General features: G+C 59.5%; 20 protein-coding genes. 6 read left to right on the top strand and 14 right to left on the bottom strand.

What is annotated here, in order from left to right; genetic code table 11:
• Positions 1–10 precede the first annotated feature (10 nt).
• Positions 11–1,168 carry a YbfB/YjiJ family MFS transporter gene (locus CLM71_RS07190; protein WP_105230395.1) on the bottom strand — a complete coding sequence of 386 codons (1,158 nt, stop codon included), beginning with the start codon at positions 1,166–1,168 and terminating at the stop codon, positions 11–13.
• Positions 1,169–1,273: 105 nt separating this feature from the next.
• Here CLM71_RS07190 and CLM71_RS07185 point away from each other — a divergent pair, with 105 nt between their 5' ends.
• The 3 genes from CLM71_RS07185 to fghA are packed head-to-tail and all read left to right on the top strand — an operon-like array spanning position 1,274 to position 4,184.
• Positions 1,274–2,164: a LysR family transcriptional regulator gene (locus tag CLM71_RS07185; protein ID WP_105230394.1), complete on the top strand. Its 891-nt coding sequence runs from the start codon at positions 1,274–1,276 to the stop codon at positions 2,162–2,164.
• A 30-nt stretch (positions 2,165–2,194) separates the two neighbouring features.
• Positions 2,195–3,322 (top strand): S-(hydroxymethyl)glutathione dehydrogenase/class III alcohol dehydrogenase, encoded by a 1,128-nt coding sequence (locus CLM71_RS07180; protein ID WP_105230393.1) that lies wholly within the window; start codon positions 2,195–2,197, stop codon positions 3,320–3,322.
• Positions 3,323–3,341: 19 nt separating this feature from the next.
• Entirely contained in the window at positions 3,342–4,184 is an 843-nt protein-coding gene (fghA, locus tag CLM71_RS07175; RefSeq protein WP_105233247.1) for an S-formylglutathione hydrolase, read from the top strand.
• A gap of 45 nt (positions 4,185–4,229) precedes the next feature.
• Here the strand turns inward: fghA and gsiD are convergent, their stop codons facing one another.
• The 6 genes from gsiD to CLM71_RS07145 form a co-directional block, all read right to left on the bottom strand.
• Positions 4,230–5,141, bottom strand: coding sequence for a glutathione ABC transporter permease GsiD (gsiD, locus tag CLM71_RS07170; RefSeq protein ID WP_105230392.1), 912 nt, complete (start codon positions 5,139–5,141; stop codon positions 4,230–4,232).
• A gap of 2 nt (positions 5,142–5,143) precedes the next feature.
• A complete protein-coding gene (gsiC, locus tag CLM71_RS07165; protein WP_105230391.1) occupies positions 5,144–6,064 on the bottom strand; it encodes a glutathione ABC transporter permease GsiC in 921 nt (306 codons plus the stop codon).
• 56 nt (positions 6,065–6,120) lie between these two features.
• A complete protein-coding gene (gsiB, locus tag CLM71_RS07160) occupies positions 6,121–7,653 on the bottom strand; it encodes a glutathione ABC transporter substrate-binding protein GsiB (RefSeq protein WP_105230390.1) in 1,533 nt (510 codons plus the stop codon).
• Between the two features lie 19 nt (positions 7,654–7,672).
• Positions 7,673–9,550, bottom strand: a complete 1,878-nt coding sequence (locus CLM71_RS07155) for a dipeptide ABC transporter ATP-binding protein (RefSeq protein ID WP_105230389.1) — start codon at positions 9,548–9,550, stop codon at positions 7,673–7,675.
• Positions 9,551–9,565: 15 nt separating this feature from the next.
• Positions 9,566–10,525, bottom strand: a complete 960-nt coding sequence (locus CLM71_RS07150) for an isoaspartyl peptidase/L-asparaginase family protein (protein WP_105230388.1) — start codon at positions 10,523–10,525, stop codon at positions 9,566–9,568.
• 322 nt (positions 10,526–10,847) lie between these two features.
• Positions 10,848–11,384, bottom strand: coding sequence for a DUF924 family protein (locus CLM71_RS07145; RefSeq protein WP_105230387.1), 537 nt, complete (start codon positions 11,382–11,384; stop codon positions 10,848–10,850).
• Between the two features lie 113 nt (positions 11,385–11,497).
• Between CLM71_RS07145 and moeA the strand changes: the two genes are divergently transcribed.
• Positions 11,498–12,736: a molybdopterin molybdotransferase MoeA gene (gene moeA, locus CLM71_RS07140; protein ID WP_105230386.1), complete on the top strand. Its 1,239-nt coding sequence runs from the start codon at positions 11,498–11,500 to the stop codon at positions 12,734–12,736.
• 2 nt (positions 12,737–12,738) lie between these two features.
• On the top strand, positions 12,739–13,500 hold the full coding sequence (moeB, locus tag CLM71_RS07135) for a molybdopterin-synthase adenylyltransferase MoeB (protein ID WP_105230385.1): 762 nt from the start codon (positions 12,739–12,741) through the stop codon (positions 13,498–13,500).
• Positions 13,501–13,571: 71 nt separating this feature from the next.
• Here moeB and CLM71_RS07130 read toward each other — a convergent pair whose 3' ends face one another.
• The 7 genes from CLM71_RS07130 to CLM71_RS07100 form a co-directional block, all read right to left on the bottom strand.
• Positions 13,572–15,203 carry an ABC-F family ATPase gene (locus CLM71_RS07130; protein WP_370446976.1) on the bottom strand — a complete coding sequence of 544 codons (1,632 nt, stop codon included), beginning with the start codon at positions 15,201–15,203 and terminating at the stop codon, positions 13,572–13,574.
• Between the two features lie 209 nt (positions 15,204–15,412).
• Complete coding sequence (locus tag CLM71_RS07125) at positions 15,413–15,886, bottom strand: DUF943 family protein (protein ID WP_105233246.1); 474 nt, start codon at positions 15,884–15,886, stop codon at positions 15,413–15,415.
• Between the two features lie 49 nt (positions 15,887–15,935).
• Positions 15,936–16,385, bottom strand: a complete 450-nt coding sequence (locus CLM71_RS07120; RefSeq protein ID WP_370446998.1) for a DUF943 family protein — start codon at positions 16,383–16,385, stop codon at positions 15,936–15,938.
• Between the two features lie 70 nt (positions 16,386–16,455).
• On the bottom strand, positions 16,456–16,920 hold the full coding sequence (locus CLM71_RS07115; protein ID WP_105230383.1) for a DUF943 family protein: 465 nt from the start codon (positions 16,918–16,920) through the stop codon (positions 16,456–16,458).
• An 86-nt stretch (positions 16,921–17,006) separates the two neighbouring features.
• Entirely contained in the window at positions 17,007–17,471 is a 465-nt protein-coding gene (locus tag CLM71_RS07110) for a DUF943 family protein (protein WP_199776406.1), read from the bottom strand.
• Positions 17,455–18,312 (bottom strand): YPO3983 family protein, encoded by an 858-nt coding sequence (locus CLM71_RS07105; protein ID WP_199776405.1) that lies wholly within the window; start codon positions 18,310–18,312, stop codon positions 17,455–17,457. Before CLM71_RS07105 ends, CLM71_RS07110 begins: the two co-directional genes overlap by 17 nt.
• Before the next feature lie 371 nt (positions 18,313–18,683).
• Positions 18,684–19,028: an antibiotic biosynthesis monooxygenase gene (locus CLM71_RS07100; protein ID WP_105230380.1), complete on the bottom strand. Its 345-nt coding sequence runs from the start codon at positions 19,026–19,028 to the stop codon at positions 18,684–18,686.
• 88 nt (positions 19,029–19,116) lie between these two features.
• On the opposite strand from CLM71_RS07100, the gene CLM71_RS07095 reads away from it, so the two are divergent.
• Entirely contained in the window at positions 19,117–19,797 is a 681-nt protein-coding gene (locus CLM71_RS07095) for a helix-turn-helix transcriptional regulator (RefSeq protein WP_105230379.1), read from the top strand.
• Positions 19,798–19,844 lie beyond the last annotated feature (47 nt).

The following is a 19,844-nucleotide window of genomic DNA, read 5'->3' as shown; positions in this document are numbered from 1 at the left end:
CGCCGCTCCCTCACTCCCCCGCCAGCTGGCGTCGCGCGGCGCGTGCGGGGATTTTGATCACCAGCAGCCCGGCCACCACCAGCCCCAGCGTCGCCACATACAGCGCCGGCTCCAGGCTCTGGGTCAGCGCGGTGGAAAGCGCGGACAGCATCGGCCCCGCCAGTTGGCCGACGGCGTAGCCGGTGGTCAGCAGCCCGGCCATATAGCGGGCATGGTTCGGCGCCAGCTCGCGGCCGTGCTGAATCGACAGCTGCACCACGCTGAGGAAACCGCCGCCGGTTAACAGCGCCCCCAACAGCAGCCCGCTGACGCCCGGCAGCGCTTCGGCGCACAGTACGCCCAGCGCCTGCACCCACAGCGTCAGCGCCAGCCGGCTCTGGGTGGTCAGGCGATGGCGGGTCAGGATGCCGATGATAATCCCCAGCACCGCCGCACCGCCGAAAATCGGCCAGACGAACTGGGCGAACAGGCTGCCGGGAAAACGCTCGGCGGCCATCTGCGACAAAAAGGTCGCCGGCAGAATATAGCCGAAGCCCGCCAGGCTGTAGCTCCACACCAGCCGTTTCAGCGCCGCCGTCAGCCGCAGCGGCTCCGCCGCCGCTTCAGCGCGCTGCATCTCCCCCGCGCGCGGCAGGCTGAAGCTGATAGTGGCTACCAACACCAGGGCCGCCACGCCGTACAGCAGCCAGGCCTGCGCCGCGCTCAGCGCCAGGCTGTGGATGGCCACCGCCAGCATGCCGCTGATAAAAATTCCAGCGCCGGGACCGGCGAAGACCGCCGCACTCAGCGCCGGGCGGCCGTAGTGCGCCAGACGCTCGTTGGTCCAGGCCGCCACCAGCACCATCGCCCAGCCGCTGGCCCAACCGATAACAAAACGCAGCGCGCCGTGCCACACTGCGCCTTCCGCCCATGCCGACAGCAGCGTCAGCGCCACCGCGCCCCACACGCCCAGCCACAGGCGGCGTTCAACGTGGCGGCTGGCGCGCATCGCGTCATAGGCGCCGCACAGGTAACCCAGATAGTTCAGCGCCGCCACCAGCCCGGCGCTGGTCAGCGTTAACTGGTGTTCGACAATCATCAGCGGCACCTGCGGCGTAAACGCGAAGCGGCCGATGCCCATTGCTACAATTAAAGCGATAAAGCCGCTTAAGGCTATTTTGAGCGCCATAACATTATCCCGATAGTGAAAAGAAAGTTGCCACTATCATGCCGTCGCATTACACTCACAAAAACTGAATAATCATCACAAAGTTGCTTACGAAAAGAGAACGGTATGGATCTGACCCAGCTTCGTATGTTTTGCAGCGTCGCCGAAACCGGCTCTGTCGCCCGCGCGGCCGAACTGCTGCACCGGGTGCCGTCGAACCTGACCACCCGCCTGCGCCAGCTTGAACAGGAGCTGGGCACCGATCTGTTTATCCGTGAGAAACAGCGCCTGCGGCTGTCGCCGATGGGGCACAACTTTCTGTGTTACGCCAACCGTATTCTGGCGCTGAGCGAAGAAGCGCTGAGCATCACCCACGCCGGCGAACCAGCGGGCACCTTTGCCCTCGGCTCAATGGAAAGCACCGCCGCCACCCGTCTGCCCACTCTGCTGGCCGCTTACCACCAACGCTATCCTCAGGTTTCCCTGTCGCTGGTCACCGACACCTCCGGGGAGATTACCGAGCGCGTGCGCGCCGGCACCCTGGCGGCGGCGCTGGTGGACGGCCCGCTCCAGCATGACGAACTCAACGGCTGCATCGCCTTCGCCGAACATATGGTGGTGATTTCCAGCCTTGACCATGCCGATATCCACAGCGCGCAGGACGCGCGCGGAGAGACGCTGTTCGCCTTCCGTCCCAGCTGCTCCTACCGACTGCGGCTGGAAGCCTGGTACAAACGCGATGGCGCGCAGCCCGGTCAGGTGATGGAGATCCAGTCCTACCACGCGATGCTGGCCTGCGTGGCCAGCGGCGCCGGGTTGGCGATGATCCCGCATTCGGTGCTCACCCTGCTGCCCGGCCATGAGCGGGTGAAGGTGCACACGCTGCCCGACGATATCGCCGAGACCGCCACCTGGCTGCTGTGGCGGCGCGACGCCTTCAGCCCCAACGTGCGCGCGCTGAAACAACTGATTATTGAACTGGCTGAAATGCCGCAAACACAACATGAACCTGCCTAACCCTTACCCAAGATCACTGAGGAGACGATGATGGAGATGATCAAAACCCGCGCGGCCGTAGCCTGGGGCCCCAACCAACCGCTGAAGATCGAAGAAGTCGATCTGATGCCGCCGCAAAAAGGCGAGGTGCTGGTGCGGATCGTCGCCAGCGGCGTCTGTCATACCGACGCCTATACGCTGTCCGGCAAAGATCCGGAAGGCGTCTTCCCGGCGATCCTCGGCCATGAGGGCGGCGGCGTGGTGGAGGCGGTCGGCGAAGGCGTCACCAGCGTCGCCGTCGGCGATCACGTTATTCCGCTCTACACGCCGGAATGCGGCGAGTGTAAGTTCTGTAAATCCGGCAAGACCAACCTGTGCCAGGCGATCCGCACCACTCAGGGCAAGGGCCTGATGCCGGACGGCACCACCCGCTTCTTTAAAGACGGCCAGCCGATCTTCCACTATATGGGCACCTCCACCTTCTCCGAGTACACCGTAGTGCCGGAAATCTCGCTGGCGAAAATCAGCAAAGAAGCGCCGCTGGAAGAAGTGTGCCTGCTGGGCTGCGGCGTCACCACCGGCATGGGCGCGGTCATCAACACCGCCAACGTTCAGCCGGGCGATACGGTTGCCATTTTCGGCCTCGGCGGCATCGGCCTGTCGGCGATTATCGGCGCGCAGATGGCCGGCGCCGGCCGCATTATCGGCATCGACATCAACACCAGCAAATTCGATCTGGCGCGCAAGCTGGGCGCCACCGATCTGATCAACCCGCAGGATTATGACAAGCCGATTCAAGAAGTGATCGTCGAGCTGACCGACGGCGGCGTGGACTTCTCCTTTGAGTGCATCGGCAACGTTAACGTGATGCGTTCCGCACTGGAGTGCTGCCACAAAGGCTGGGGCGAATCGGTGATTATCGGCGTGGCCGGCGCCGGCGAAGAGATTGCCACCCGTCCCTTCCAACTGGTGACCGGGCGCGTCTGGCGCGGCTCTGCATTCGGCGGCGTCAAAGGCCGTTCACAGCTGCCGGGTATCGTGCAGCGCTACCTGGACGGCGAATTCGCGCTGAACGACTTTATCACCCACACCATGCCGCTGGAGCAGATTAACGACGCCTTCGATCTGATGCACGAAGGCAAATCGATCCGTTCCGTGGTGCATTTCGCTAAGCGCTGAGCAAGGAGGCGAATTGATTATGACGACATCACTCGAACTGCTTGAAGAACACCGAATGTTCGGCGGCTGGCAGCAACGCTACCGTCATACGGCGCAGACCCTGAACTGCCCGATGACCTTCAGCATCTACCTGCCGCCGCCGCGTGATGACAACCCGCCGCCGGTGCTGTACTGGCTGTCGGGGCTGACCTGCAACGACGAGAACTTCACCCTGAAAGCCGGCGCGCAGCGCATCGCCGCCGAGCTGGGGCTGGTGCTGGTGATGGCCGATACCAGCCCGCGCGGCGACGACGTGCCGGACGACGAAGGCTACGACCTCGGCCAGGGCGCCGGGTTCTATCTCAACGCCACCCAGGCGCCGTGGGATCGTCACTTCCGCATGTATGACTACATCAGCGAGGAGCTGCCGGCGCTGATCCGCCAGCACTTCAGCATCAGCGATCGCCAGTCGATCTTCGGCCACTCGATGGGCGGCCACGGCGCGCTGATCATGGCGCTGCGCAACCCGCAGCGTTATCGCTCCGCCTCGGCATTTGCGCCAATCGTCAACCCTTGTCAGGTGCCGTGGGGGCGTCGCGCCTTCCGCGCCTATCTGGGCGATGACGAAAGCCAGTGGCTGCAATACGACAGCTGCCACCTGCTGGCAAGCGGTGCGGAAAAACTGCCGGTGCTGGTCGATCAGGGAGACGACGATCAGTTTCTGGCGGATCAGCTGCAGCCGGCCAAGCTGGCCGAACTGGCGCGCCAGCGCGACTGGCCGCTGACGTTGCGCATCCAGCCGGGCTACGATCACAGCTACTTCACCATTGCCACCTTTATCGAAGACCACCTGCGCTTTCACGCCGAACACCTGTTCCGCTGATGCGCCGGCCGCCGCCCCGTCCGGGGCGGCGTTATTCCTGCCGCTTTACCCTTTCAGCTTCGGATCCAGCGCGTCGCGCAGGCCGTCACCCAACAGGTTAAACGCCAGCACGGTCAGAAAAATCGCCAGACTGGGGAAGATCGCCACGTGCGGCGCGATCACCATATCGGCGCGCGCCTCATTCAGCATCGCCCCCCACTCCGGCGTCGGCGGCTGCGCGCCCAGCCCGAGAAACGACAGGCTGGCGGCGCTAATGATCGAGGTGCCGATGCGCATGGTGAAATAGACCACGATCGACGAGAGGGTGCCGGGCAGAATATGCCGCAGCAAAATGGTGCGGTCAGAGGCGCCGATACTGCGCGCCGACTCGATATAGGTCAGCCGCTTCAGCACCAGCGTATTGCCGCGCACCAGCCGGGCAAACGCCGGAATGCTGAAAATCGCCACCGCCACGATCACGTTGGTCATGCCGCTGCCCATCACCGCCACCACGCCGATCGCCAGCAAAATACCCGGAAAGGCGAACAGCACGTCGCTGATGCGCATCACAATGCGGTCCCACCAGCCCTCGTAATAGCCGGCCAGCAGCCCCAACAGCGTGCCGATCGCGCCGCCGGCCAGCACGGAAAACACGCCGGCGGCCAGCGAAATGCGGGCGCCGATCAGCACCCGGCTGAAGATATCGCGACCCAGCGAATCCACCCCCAGCCAGTGCACCAGCGACGGCCCTTCGTTCAGCCGGTCGTAATCGAAATAGTTTTCGGCGTCATAGGGCGCCAGCCAGGGCGCAAACAGCGCCGCCGCCACCAGCAGCAGCACGAACAGCCCGGCAAGCAGCGCCACGCGCTGACGGCGGAAACGCCGCCAAAACTCGTGCCAGGGAGTGCGCACCGCGTGCGGATCAAGCTGCGGCATCGCCTTGAGCGCGGCATTGCGTCGCCAGTTAATCATGCGCATCCTCACTGGTAACGTATCGCCGGGTTAATTGCCGCATACAGCATATCCACCAACAGGTTAATCAAAATAAACTCCAGCGAGAACAGCAGCACCTCGGCCTGAATCACCGGGTAGTCGCGCATCTCCACCGAATCCACCAGCAACCGCCCCAAACCGGGCCAGTTGAAGACCTTTTCCACCACGATCGAACCGCCCAGCAGAAAACCAAACTGCAGCCCCATCATGGTCACCACCGGGATCATCGCGTTGCGCAGCCCGTGTTTAATCACCACCCGGCTTTCGCGCACCCCTTTGGCGCGCGCGGTGCGCATATAATCTTCCTGCATCACCTCAACGAACGACGCGCGGGTAAAGCGCGCCATCACCGCGGCCACCGCCGCCCCCAGCGTGATCGACGGCAGAATATAGTGCCGCCAGCTGTCGGCGCCCACCGTCGGCAGCCAGCCCAGATCGACGGAAAAGATCTGCATCAGCAGCATGCCGAGCGCGAACGCCGGAAACGAGATGCCGGACACCGCCAGCGTCATGCCCAGACGATCCGGCCAGCGGTTGCGCCAGACGGCGGACGCCACGCCGATCGCCATGCCGAAGATCACCGCCCACGCCATACTGGCGACGGTCAGCCAGAAGGTCGGCATAAAGCGCGTGGCGATCTCTTCGCTCACCGGCCGTTTCGACACCATCGAATGGCCGAAGTCGCCCTGCAGCGCGTTGATAAAAAAGTGCGCGAACTGCTGCGGCAACGGCTTGTCCAGCCCCAGATCCTGACGCACCAGCTGCACCACCGCCTCGTCGGCGTCCGGGCCGGCCGCCAGCCGCGCCGGATCGCCCGGCAGCAGATGCACGAACAGAAAGACCAGCACCGCGACGATCAGCAGCGTCGGGATCAGCCCCAACAGTCGTTTAATAAAATAATTCAGCATCACAGATTCCAGCAACAGCCGGGGCGCAGGGGCAAACCGCGCCCCTGCGCCGCACGTTATTTCAGATCGGCGTCGTCAAAGCTGAACGAGGTGTCCGGCATCACGTAGAACCCGCTCAGCTGCTTGCTGTTCGCCGACAGCAGACGCTCGGTCGCCAGGAAAATCCACGGCGCGTCGGCCCAGATGCGATCCTGCGCGTCCTTATACAGTTGCTGCTTTTTGCTGCGGTCGGTGGTCGCCAGCGCATCGCTCAAGTCCTTATCCACCTGCGGATTGCTATAAAACGCGGTGTTGAACTGTTTCGGCGGCGCCGCCTGGCTGGCAAACAGCGGCGACAGCGCCCAGTCCGCCTCGCCGGTGGAAGCCGACCAGCCGGTATAGAACATCCGCACGCCGGTGTCCTTCACCCCGACGCTCTCCACCTGCGCCGCACGCTGGCCGGCGTCCATCGCGGTGACCTTCACCTTCACCCCCACCTGCGCCAGCTGCTGCTGGGTAAACTGCAGCACCTTCTGCGCGGTGCTGTGGTTATGGGATGACCACAGCGTGGTGCTGAAACCGTTCGGGTAACCGGCCTCTTTCAGCAGTTCGCGCGCCTTAGCCGGGTCATACGGCCACGGCTGATAGCGGGCGGCGAAGTCGATGGTCGGCGGCAGCGGCCCCTGCGCCGGCGCGGCATAGCCGGCAAAGGCCACCTTGATCAGCGCCTCTTTGTTGATGGCATAGTTCAGCGCCTGGCGCACCTTCGGGTTATCGAACGGCTTTTGCGTCACATTCATGCTGATGTAACGCTGCTGGATCGACGGCGCGACCACCAGATTGAGCTTGGCGTTTTTCTCCAGCACCTTGGCCTGCTCGTACGGGATCGGGAACGCAAAGTCGGCCTCGCCGGTTTGCAGCATCGCCGCGCGGGTGTTGTTATCCACCACCGGACGCCAGGTGATGCTGTCCAGCTTCGGCTGCCCCGCCTTCCAGTAGCCGGCAAATTTCTTCACTTTAACGAAGTCGGTCTGGTTCCAGGTTTCAAACTGGTAAGGGCCGGTGCCCACCGGATGGAAACCGATCTGTTTGCCGTACTGCTTCAGCGCCGCCGGCGAGATCATCGCCGCCGCCGGGTGCGCCAGGTTGTTTATAAACGCCGAGAACGGCGTCTTCAGCACGATCTTCACCGTCAGCGGATCGATCACCTCGGTCTTGTCGATCATCTTAAACAGGTTATAGCGCTTGAGGTGACTGTCCGGATTGCTGGCGCGGTCCAGGTTCGCCTTCACCGCCTCAGCGTTAAAGTCAGTGCCGTCGTGGAACTTCACCCCCGGATGCAGCTTGATGGTATAGCTCAGGCCGTCGTCGCTGACCTGATAGCCGTCCGCCAACACGTTGACCAGCTTCATATCCTTATCAAAACCAAACAGCCCCTGATAGAACGACTTCGCCACCGCCTGCGATAGCGTGTCGTTAGCATCGTAAGGGTCGAGCGAGGTGAAATTGGACGCCACGGCGATCACCGCATCCTTCGCCGCCCACGCCGGGCTGCTGCCGACTGCGGCCAGCAGCACGGCAACGGCCAATACACTACGTTTCTGAGTCATGTTGCTTTTCTCCTGGGAGCTAATAGGCACCGGCAATCGGGTGGCGCGCGACAAAATGTCCCGGGCCAACCTCCACCAGCGGTGCGGTAACGGGTTCATCCCCCAGCGCGCGGATCGGGCTGGGAATATCATCTGCCAACAGCGGTTGGCGATGTTGCACATGACGCGGATCGGCCACCGGCACCGCCGCCATCAACTTACGGGTATAGGCATGCTGCGGGTTGGCGAATACCGCCCGCCGCGGGCCGATCTCGACAATCTGGCCGAGGTACATCACCGCCACGCGGTGACTGACGCGCTCCACCACCGCCATATCGTGAGAAATAAACAGGAAGGCGATGCCGAACTCCCGCTGCAGATCGAGCAGCAGGTTCACAATTTGCGCCTGAATGGAGACATCCAGCGCCGATACCGCCTCGTCGGCGATCACCACTTTCGGGTTCAGCGCCAGCGCGCGCGCAATGCAGATACGCTGGCGCTGGCCGCCTGAAAACTCGTGCGGATAGCGCTGCGCGTGCTCCGGCCGCAGCCCCACCCGTTCCAGCAGCCAGGCCACCCGCCGCTGCGCCTGCTCACCGCGGGCGATGTTATGCACCAGCAGCGGCTCCATAATGGAAAAGCCCACCGTCAGGCGCGGGTCCAGCGAGGCATACGGATCCTGGAAAATAAACTGAATATCGCGCCGCAGATGCTGCAACGCAGAGCCTTTAAGCTGATTGACGGTTTGTCCGTCAAAGGTAATGGTGCCGTGCTGGCTGTCCACCAGCCGCAGCAGCGAACGCCCGGTGGTGGATTTACCGCAGCCGGATTCCCCCACCAGCCCCAGCGTTTCGCCGGGATAGAGATCGAAACTGACGTTCTCCACCGCATGCACCCGCCGCGTCACCCGGTTGAAGATGCCGCTGCGCAGGTCAAAGCGCGTCACCAGGTTCTCTACCTGCAGGATCGGCGCGGCGCCCGGCGGCACGCTGTCCTGCACCGCTCCCTCCTCCGCCTCGCCCGGCAGGGGGAATTTGGCCGGCAGGTCGCGCTCGGCCATCGCGCCGAGCTTCGGCACCGCCGCCAGCAGCGCCTGGGTATAGGGATGCTGCGGCGCGCTGAACAGCGGGCGCACCGCGTTTTCTTCAACCTTTTCGCCCTGCCGCATCACCAGCACGCGGTCGGCCATTTCCGCCACCACGCCCATATCGTGGGTGATAAATATCACGCCCATCTGCATTTCCTGCTGCAGCAGACGGATCAGCTGCAGGATCTGCGCCTGAATGGTGACGTCCAGCGCGGTGGTCGGCTCATCGGCGATCAGCAGCGCCGGCTTGCACGACAGCGCCATGGCGATCATCACCCGCTGACGCATGCCGCCGGACAGCTGGTGCGGATAGCGGTCAAGCACGTTTCTCGCTTCGGGAATACGCACCAGATCCAGCATGCGCAACGCCTCCTGACGCGCGCTACGGCGATCCATGCCCTGATGCAGACGCAGGGATTCGGCGATCTGCTCACCCACCGGAAATACCGGATTCAGCGAAGTCATCGGTTCCTGAAAGATCATCGCCATATCGGCGCCGCGCAGCGTGCGCAGGGTACGCGGCCGCGCCGCCGCCAGATCCAGAATGTCGCCGTTGCGGCGCCGCAGCGTCATACTGCCGCCGACGATTTGCCCGCCGCCCTGCTCCACCAGCCGCATCAGCGCCAGCGAGGTGACGGACTTGCCGGAGCCGGACTCGCCGACCACCGCCAGCGTTTCGCCCCGGTCGACGTCAAAACTGACGCCGCGCACCGCCTCCACCACCGCGTCTTCACTGTGAAAGCGCACGCGGAGGTCACGCACCGACAGCACCCGCTGCGGTGGCAATATCAGGCTGCCGGCCGACGCCGGTTCGAGAATGTTTTCGCTCATACCGCCTCCGGCCGGTTAACGGTAGATGCCCACCGAAGGGGCATCGCCGACATAGCCGAAGCCGCGGTACATGCCTTCGCTGTTAAACGGCAGCGCGATATTGCCGTGGCGATCGACGGCGATCAGCCCGCCGCTGCCGCCCAGCTGCAGCAGTTTCTCCATCACCACTTTGTCGGTCGCCTGTTGCAGGCTGAGGCCGGCGTACTCAATCAGCGCGGAAACGTCATAGGCCGTGACGCCGCGCATAAAGGTTTCGCCGGTGCCGGTGGTGGAAACCGCCACCGTGGCATTGTTGGCGTAACAGCCGGCGCCGACGATCGGCGTATCGCCGATGCGCCCCGCCTGTTTGTTGGTCATGCCGCCGGTCGAGGTGGCCGCCGCCAGATTGCCGGCGGCGTCCAGCGCCACCGCGCCGACGGTGCCGAATTTGCGATCGGGATCGATAGGATCGTCATGCAGCGCTGCGGCGCCGTCATGATCGAGCAGCACCCGGCCGTGCTCCGCCTGAGCGCGGTGCAGTTGATCGAAGCGTTCCTGGGTAAAAAAGAATTCCGGCTCCACCATTTCCAGACCGTGGGCGGCGGCGAATTTTTCCGCCCCGTCGCAGGCAAACATCACGTGCTGGCTCTGTTCCAGCACCGCGCGCGCCGCCAGCACCGGATTGCGCACCCGGCTGACGCCGGCGACCGCCCCGGCGTCGCAGCCGCGGCCGTCCATCACGCAGGCGTCCAGCTCATGGGTGCCCTGATGGGTGAACACCGCGCCCTTGCCGGCGTTGAACAACGGGCACTCTTCCAGCAGCCTGACCGCCTCGGTCACCGCGTCCAGCGCGCTGCCGCCGTCGGCCAGCACCGCCTGCCCGGCCGCCACCACGGACGATAATGCCTGAATATACTGTTGCTCTTTCTCCGCATTCATTGCCGCACGGCTGATTGCGCCCGCGCCGCCGTGAATGGCAATCACTGGTTTGCTCATGGCCTGTCACCCTGTCTTAACGCTCAGATCCCATTGATATGACGGGACGATTATTATTCTTTTTTGACTATATTTAGCGCAGCGGGTGATGTAAAGCCTTTCATCCCCGTGGCGTACCGCCTAACTTTTTATTAGATTCTTTTGCGCATAAATATTTTTTTATGGAATAAAAACAGCGGGTTAATTAAACAAAATGGCACAGTCGCCGGCCACAGGGCTTTATTGGCCGCGCGTGCAGACAAATATCACGGCCCCACGTCCCGCCTGCCGAAAAACTATTCGCCGGGCGGGACGTGGGGCATTATTTTGCCTCTTTATGCCGTCAAAATGACGAACCGGGCTGGCGTAAAAATTCCTCTTCTTCCGCCGTGCTGCGGCGGCCTAAAATGGCATTGCGATGCGGATAACGGCCGAACCGATCGATAATCGCCTTATGGCGCACTTCATAATCCAGCTGTTCGGGGTTATTTAATTCCTGGTACAGCGCCAGCGCCTGCTGATGAATCAGCGGCGATTCCGAATGCATAAACGGCAAATAAAGAAAGCCGCGCTGCACCGGCGTCAGCTGTTCGCACTCGCCGCTGCGTATCGCCTCCTGCGCCAGAATCAGCGCCATGCCGTCGCAGGAAAATGAGCGCGGCGTACCGCGGAACAGATTGCGGCTGAACTGATCGAGCACGATCACCTCCGCCAGCCGGCCTTCGATGCTATCGCGCCAGGCGGCCAGCTCCCCCGCCGCCGCCGCATGCCACAGTGCGGAAAAACGCTGATGCAGCTGACGATCGAAGTCATCGTCTTTGCGGAACCACATCGCCGGATCAATCTCTTCAAACCAGAAATCTATCACCTGCTTATGCATCTTTTTCTCCTTCACGCGTGATTAGCCGGGTCATTCTCCCGTCAGGGGTTATCTGCCATAATAGACCCACTTCGCCGATATTTTCGCGCCCTCTGATTATGGAGTTCTTTTTTATGGACCATTGCCATACTGCCGATCTGATTTCCCTTGAACAGGCGCTGGACAACATGCTCAGCCAGGTGACGCCGCTGAGCGAAACCGAAGCCGTGGCGCTGACCGACGCCGCCGGGCGCATTACCGCCACGCCGGTGATCTCACCACTCAACGTGCCGCCGTTCGCCAATTCGGCGATGGACGGCTACGCGGTGCGCCTGGGCGACCTCAACGCCAACGCCCCGCTGCCGGTGGCCGGCAAGGCGTTTGCCGGCGCCCCTTTCAATGACGCATGGCCCGCCCACAGCTGCGTGCGCATCATGACCGGCGCGCCGCTGCCGGCCGGCGCCGAAGCGGTGATTATGCAGGAGCAGGCGGAAGTGACCGACGACGGCGTGCGTTTCAACGCCGTGGTGCACGCCGGGCAGAATATCCGTCTGGCGGGCGAAGATATCCGCCAGGGCGCCAGCGTACTGCCCGCCGGGGTGAAGCTGGGCGCCGCGCAGCTGCCGCTGCTGGCCTCGCTGGGGATTGCCGAACTGCGTGTGATGCGCAAACTGAAAGTGGCGGTGTTTTCCACCGGCGACGAGCTGCAGCCGGTCGGCCAGCCGCTGCAGGAAGGCCAGATTTACGACACCAACCGTTTTGCCGTGCGCCTGATGCTGGAACAGCTGGGCTGCGAGGTGCTTGACCTCGGCATTATCCGCGACGATCAGACGGCGCTGCGCGCTGTCTTCAAGCAGGCCGACAGTGAGGCCGATGTGGTGATCAGCAGCGGCGGCGTCTCCGTCGGCGAGGCCGATTACACCAAACAGATGCTCGACGAACTGGGCGAGGTCGGCTTCTGGAAGCTGGCGATCAAACCGGGCAAACCGTTCGCCTTCGGTAAACTGCAGCACGCCTGGTTCTGCGGCCTGCCGGGCAACCCGGTCTCCGCGGCGCTGACCTTCTATCAGCTGGTGCAGCCGCTGCTGGCAAAACTGGCCGGCCACAGCGAATGGCGTATGCCGCCACGCCTGCGCGCCCGCGCCCTGACGCCGCTGAAGAAATCGCCGGGCCGCCTCGACTTTCAGCGCGGGCTGTTCGCCAGCAATGCGCAGGGTGAACTGGAGGTCAGCACCACCGGCCACCAAGGCTCGCACGTATTCAGCTCCTTCAGCCAGGGCAACTGCTTTATCGTGCTGGAGCGTGAACGCGGCGCCGTTGCCGCCGGCGAGATGGTGGAGATCGAGCCGTTTAATGCGCTGCTGAGGAGCTGATCATGCTGCCGGAATTAACCGATGCCGAAACCCTGCGCTATAACCGCCAGATCGTCCTGCGCGGCTTCGACTTCGACGGGCAGGAGCAGTTGAAAGCCTCCCATGCGCTGATCGTCGGCCTGGGCGGGTTAGGCTGCGCGGCGGCGCCTTACCTGGCCGCCGCCGGCGTCGGCCGGCTGACGCTGGTGGATTTCGACAGCGTGGCGCTCTCCAACCTGCAGCGCCAGATCCTGCACAGCGACCAGCGCATCGGCATGAGCAAGGTGGCCTCGGCCCGACAAACGCTGGCCGAAGTGAATCCGCACGTGGCGATCGACACCGTGGACAAGCAACCGGACGATGAACAGATGGCGGCGATGATCGCCGCCTGCGACGTGGTGCTGGACTGCACCGATAACGTCGCCACCCGCGATCAGCTGAACCGCCTGTGCCACGCGCAGCGCAAGCCGCTGGTTTCCGGCGCGGCCATCCGTATGGAGGGCCAGCTGAGCGTGTTCACCTATCAGCCGGGCGAGCCATGCTACCGCTGTCTGAGCCGGCTGTTCGGCGACACCGCGCTGACCTGCGTGGAAGCCGGCGTGATGGCGCCGCTGGTCGGCACCATCGGCAGCCTGCAGGCGATGGAAGCCATCAAACTGCTGACCCGTTACGGGCAGCCGCTGGTGGGAAAACTGCTGATGTTTGACGCCATGAGCATGCAGTTCCGCGAAATGAAACTGCCGAAGAACCCGCAGTGCGAGGTGTGCGGCGCAGAGGCCGAATAAGCGGGGAAAAGAGAGAGACGGCGCGGCGGGCGCCTGAAGTGCACCCGCCGCGCCGTTAATCCGTCAGGGGATTAGGCAATACCCTGGCTACGCAGATAGTCTTCGTAGTTGCCGGTAAAGTCGATCACCTTGTTCGGGGTGATTTCCAGAATGCGCGTTGCCAGCGAGCTGACGAACTCACGGTCGTGGGAAACGAAGATCAGCGTGCCTTCATACATTTCCAACGCCATGTTCAGCGATTCAATGGATTCCATATCCAGGTGGTTGGTCGGCTCATCCATAATCAGGATATTAGGACGCTGCATCATCAGCTTGCCAAACAGCATACGCCCCTTCTCACCACCGGACAGCACCTTCACTTTCTTCTTGATATCGTCCTGGCTGAACAGCAGACGGCCAAGCACGCTGCGCACCGCCTGCTCGTCTTCGTTCTCCTGCTTCCACTGGCTCATCCAGTCGAATACCGTCAGCGTCTCATCGAACTCATATTCGTGATCCTGGGCGTAGTAACCAATCTTGGCGTTTTCCGACCATTTGACGCTGCCGTTGTCCGGCTGCATATCGCCCACCAGCGTTTTCAGCAATGTGGTTTTACCGATACCGTTGGTACCCAGCACCGCGACCTTCTCGCCGACTTCCAGCATCAGGTTCAGCTTGTTGAACAACGGACCGTTGTCGAAGCCCTTGGTCAGCGCTTCCACTTCCAGCGCGTTGCGGAACAGCTTCTTGTTCTGCTCGAAGCGGATAAACGGGTTCTGACGGCTGGAGGCTTTTACCTCGTCCAACTGGATCTTATCGATCTGACGTGCGCGCGAGGTGGCCTGCTTGGACTTGGAGGCGTTGGCGCTGAAGCGACTGACAAACGACTGCAGCTCGGCAATCTGCGCCTTCTTCTTGGCGTTGTCCGCCAGCAGACGTTCGCGCGCCTGGGTGGCCGCCGTCATATATTCGTCGTAGTTACCCGGGTAGACGCGCAGTTCGCCGTAATCCAGATCCGCCATATGGGTGCACACCATATTCAGGAAGTGACGGTCGTGCGAAATGATGATCATGGTGCTGTTGCGCTCGTTCAGCACCTGCTCCAGCCAGCGGATGGTGTCGATATCCAGGTTGTTGGTCGGTTCGTCGAGCAGCAGAATTTCCGGATCGGAGAACAGCGCCTGCGCCAACAGCACGCGCAGTTTCCAGCCCGGGGCGATCTCGCTCATCGGGCCGTAGTGTTGTTCCACCGGAATGCCAACGCCCAGCAGCAGCTCGCCGGCGCGCGCTTCGGCGCTGTAGCCGTCCATCTCGCCGTAGGCAACTTCCAGATCGGCCACTTTATAGCCGTCTTCTTCGCTCATTTCCGGCAGCGCGTAGATGCGGTCGCGCTCTTCTTTCACTTCCCACAGCTCGGTGTGGCCCATGATCACGGTATCGAGCACGCTGTACTGCTCAAAGGCGAACTGATCCTGACGCAGCTTACCCAGACGCTCATTCGGGTCGAGCGCAACGTTGCCGCCGCTCGGCACCAGATCGCCGCCGAGGATCTTCATAAAGGTGGATTTGCCGCAGCCGTTGGCGCCGATCAAACCGTAACGGTTACCGCCGCCAAACTTGACGGAAATGTTTTCAAACAGCGGCTTACTGCCGAACTGCATAGTGATGTTGTTAGTACTTAACACAACGCTCGCTCTTAATTGGGAATGTGATTTGGCGCGCATTATGCCACAACGGGCCGCCGGGATCGCCCATAGTGTGTTCATTTTTACCACACGCGGCCAGTGGGGGGGAATGATGCATGGCTGACAATGTGGATTAGCCGACGGTGAGCGACGAAACGTGCTGCCGGTGGCGTGCTGCTACGGAGGCTGACGTGCGATTGGTTGCTGGCCGATCCAACGGGGAAGTTCGCTCGCGATAAAAGCGTTAATTACCGGTACTCATAGCTAACCACTTCGCCGTTATCCGTCAGCAGATAGTCGCCGCCACTGTATGTCGTAAAATGGATTCGGTTGCGACTATCGTTATTGACTGAAAAAACCACCTCCTTTTCAATACAATTAACCTTGGTCTTCATATCGTCAAAGCAGCGTCTGTCATACTTGCCTTCCTCTTTATAGCCATCCCCAAATAGCCAGAATGTGATGTAGAAGTTGCCATCGGGCGCCGGTTTCGGAACGCCGTAGCGCTCTTTCAGCCTATCCTTATTTTTCATCCACCAAGATATTTTTCCCTTATCGGTAAGTGGAAAACTCTTGACTAACACAGCGCTAAAATCATCATCCTGATGAACGGCAACAATCTCTACCGGTCGCAAAAGAAGCCAAAAAGCATAACCAATTAAAACACCGGCCATCACTAACAGGACTAACTTAACCCTCATATCCGTAGATCTTATCGACATGGTTTTCCTCCCTGACTCTCCCATGTAGAATAAAGATAAATCATCATCCTTAGTCTATATTTACCTTTGCTATCTTACCGTTTTTATCGATTCGGTATATTCCTCCATTCGCAAAAAATACAACACCCATATTTTTGCTATTGCGCACATTTAAAACGATATCCTTTTCAATACAATTAACCTTGGTCTTCATATCATTAAAACAGCGCCTGTCGTACTTACCCTCCTCTTTATAGCCGTCACCAAACAGCCAGAAAGTGATGCTGAAATTACCATAGGATGCCGGTTTGGGGATGCCATAGCGCTCTTTTAGCATATCCTTATTCTGCAACCACCACTCTATTTTCCCCCTGGTGGTAAATGGAAAGTTATTGACCAACACTGAGCTAAAGTGCCTATCCTCATGAACCGCCACGATTTTAACCGGGCGTAATAACAACCAGGAGGCATAACCAATTACAACACCGGCCATCACTAACAGGACTAACTTAACCCTCATATCCATAGATCTTATCGACATGGTTTTCCTCCCTGAATCCTCCATGCAGGATAAAGCTAAATCATCATCCTTAGTCTATATTTACCTTTGCTATCTTACCGTTTTTATCGATTCGGTATATCCCGTTTTCCACAACAAAAATAACACCCAGATTCTCACTTTTACTTACAGAGAAAACGATATTTTTTTCAATACAGTTCACCTTGGTTTTCATATCATCAAAGCAGCGTCTGTCGTACTTACCCTCCTCTTTATAGCCGTCACCAAACAACCAAAAATTCACGCTAAAATCACCATAAGATGCCGGTTTGGGGATGCCATAGCGCTCTTTTAGCATATCCTTATGCTGCAACCACCACTCTATTTTCCCCCTGGTAGTAAGCGGGAAGTTATTGACCAACACTGAGCTAAAGTGCCTATCCTCATGAACCGCCACGATTTTAACCGGGCGTGAAAACCACCAGGCGATATAAACTGCTAGAACACCGACTACTAGTAGTAAAAATTCATTTCGTTTTTTATTTATAACAGTCATTGATATCTTCCATGATACTTATCGATATTGTTATTAATATAATTTCCATTAATTAAATATCGACCATGTAAAGTAGATGAGTATATCTACTTATATTTCTCTTTTATCATTTCACCATTTCCCTTTATGCGATACACCCCACCATCCAACCGAAAAGACAGGCCGGTACTTTTAGCGTACCTGACCATCATCAGCAAGTTTTTATCAATACAGTTTTTCTTGGTTGGCATATCATCGAAACACAGACGATCATACTTACCCTCCTCCTGATAGCCATCACCAAACAACCAGAAGGTCACGGTAAAGCCACCGTAGGATGCAGGCTGCGGGATATTATACTGATTCTTTAGCTTATCCTTATTTTCAAACCACCACTGGATTTTTCCCTTGTCAGTAACAGGAAACCCTCTAACTAAAACATCACTGTAGTTATTTTTTTGATGAACCGCGACTATATCTACATGACGAATTGATAACCAAAACATGTACCCTAAAAATGTACAAAGAATACCAAGCAGTACATTGATTATTTTCTTACTTATCATTTCGATTATACCCGCTAATGATTTCTATCGTTGTTTCCATGTTAGTCATAAATGGTTTGAATCCAAACTGATTGAATCGTTGAAGTACAAACCATATACGGAAAAACCGGAACTGCTTAAATTTAAACTTTGAAATATCATCATTATCCAATCCAAAGTGATCCTGCACTTTGTAATGTATAACAGCATGGTAACGGTTATCATCAATATGTAGAGATTTTATGGTGATATGAGTTGCCCAAGTATCATGGATAGTGATACCCATCCCATTAAAGTTATCCTGAAATCTATCAAATTTTGGAAGCCTTCCTCTAAGCACCGCATCTCTTAGCTCTTCCTTTAGTTTCTCAGGATAACACTTTTTTTCCCAATCAATATTTTCTTTAATTATCTCTCTTAATAAGAGAAAAGTGCTGTTTTTTGAGACATCCCCCAAAATATGCTCCCTCAACGCCCTGTCCAGATGCGGGCTGGCAAACGGTGTGCCGTTGCCGTATTGCAGATGGTCGATCATTTTGCCGATCAGGTACTTATAGGGGCCATAAAGGGCAAACATCCGCGACAGCTGGCGCAGCTCATCAAATAGTATGGCGGCGCACTCCCGGCGGGTCAGCGTCTGTTGCGGGGCGGACAGGCGGCTGACCATCGCATAGGCGCGCGGGTGCGTCTGGTGAAGACGTTTTCTGGTCAGCGTCCACGGGTCTACGGTGGCGGAAACGTCCGCCAGTCGAAAATGCGTTTTTAGCTGTGATGCGGACAGGTCTCCACAACGCATATCGCTCGCTCCGTAATCGTCCATGCGCTTTTGCGTTTTAAATATCGTGCAGGGGAACTGCAGTGCAGCCATCATGATACATTCCTTGTGTCATCGTCCAATGATCGTCACAAGCGAATGATACTCAGCAGCCAAACTTAGTATAGATATTGCACACAACTGCGGCGAAAAACAGGATTCATGCTGCTATTAACACCAAAAAGATAAGTTTATTCCTGGATTTTCATCGCCTCCGGAGGCGGCTCTTCCCCCTGACGCTTCCTTTATTAAGAAACAACGGCCAACGTTTCATTACTGCATCATGGGGAACCGTGGTTATTTTCAGAAACACAGGGCGGCCGATGTTTCTCTTGCCGCCACCGGTGCCTCCTTTTCCCCATCACAGCAATGCCGTCGATGCGCGCCGCTGCGGCAACCGCCCTCCTTCTTTTGCGCATGCGCAATCAGCCATGCGCCTGCCGGCTGTCCGCCGGCGCCTGTTCACGTTGGCTGTCGCCGTAATCACGTACCACCTGCGCTACCCGCAGCCGGTAATCGTGCAATACGCCATCGCGGCCGCGCGCCTGCGCCGCACGGTGCGCCTCCAGATTGCGCCACTGCCGCACCGCCTCTTCATCACGCCAGAAGGAGAGCGACAGCAGTTTGTCCGGCTCGGCCAGGCTTTGGAAGCGTTCGATGGAAATAAAGCCGTCAATCTGCGCCAGCAGCGGCTTCAGCTGCGCCGCCATCGCCAGATAGGTCTCCTGCCGCCCTTCGGCCGCGTGCAATTCAAAGATTACCGCAATCATCTTTTCCTCCCGGCGCAGCGCGCCTTGTCGATAAGCTGACGCCAGCCTAAACTCATCCTTACCACGACACTTCGCCATGGAGCGAAATATGCATCACGATGAAATCGACCAGCGGCTGGCGGCAATCGGCGCCGCTATCGCCGACCGTTCGCGGGCGCGTATGCTGTGCCTGCTGATGGACGGCCGCGCCTATACCGCCACGGAACTGAGCGTCGCGGTCGATGTGGCGCCGTCGACCGCCAGCAGCCATCTGGCGCGGTTGCAGGATCAGCGGCTGATCGCCTGCGTCAAACAGGGGCGCTACCGCTATTTTCGTCTGGCGGACGGCGAAGTGGCCGCCGCGCTGGAATCGCTGATGGCGCTGGCGGGCGCGCCGCGACCGGTGGTGAAAAGCAGCACGCCGACGGCGCTGCAGCTGGCCCGCACCTGCTATGACCATATGGCCGGCGAGGTAGCGGTCAGCCTGCATAACCGGCTGTTTGCGCAGGAGTGGCTGTGCGGCGACGACTATCAGCTAACGCCGCAAGGACGCAGCGCGCTGGAACGGTTGGGGGTCGACTGTGCGCTCCCCGCCTCCCGCCGCCGTTTCGCCTGCGGCTGCCTGGACTGGAGCGAACGACGAGAACATCTGGGCGGCGCGCTGGGCGCAGCGCTGCTGGCCGCCTTCGAACGGCGCAGCTGGGTGCGCAAACAGCTCGATAGCCGTCAGTTGCACATCACGCCGGCGGGAAAAAAAGCGCTGGCCGCACATTTTGGCATATCGCTGTAACGGCGCGCTGCGCTAGCCTTATTACTGTACCCTGCGGGCGCCGACCT

Source organism: Serratia sp. MYb239, from assembly GCF_002966855.1.
Lineage (GTDB): Bacteria > Pseudomonadota > Gammaproteobacteria > Enterobacterales > Enterobacteriaceae > Serratia_B > Serratia_B rhizosphaerae.
The sequence above is the reverse complement of the archived record's forward strand: the minus strand, read 5'-3'. Positions and strand labels throughout refer to the sequence as shown.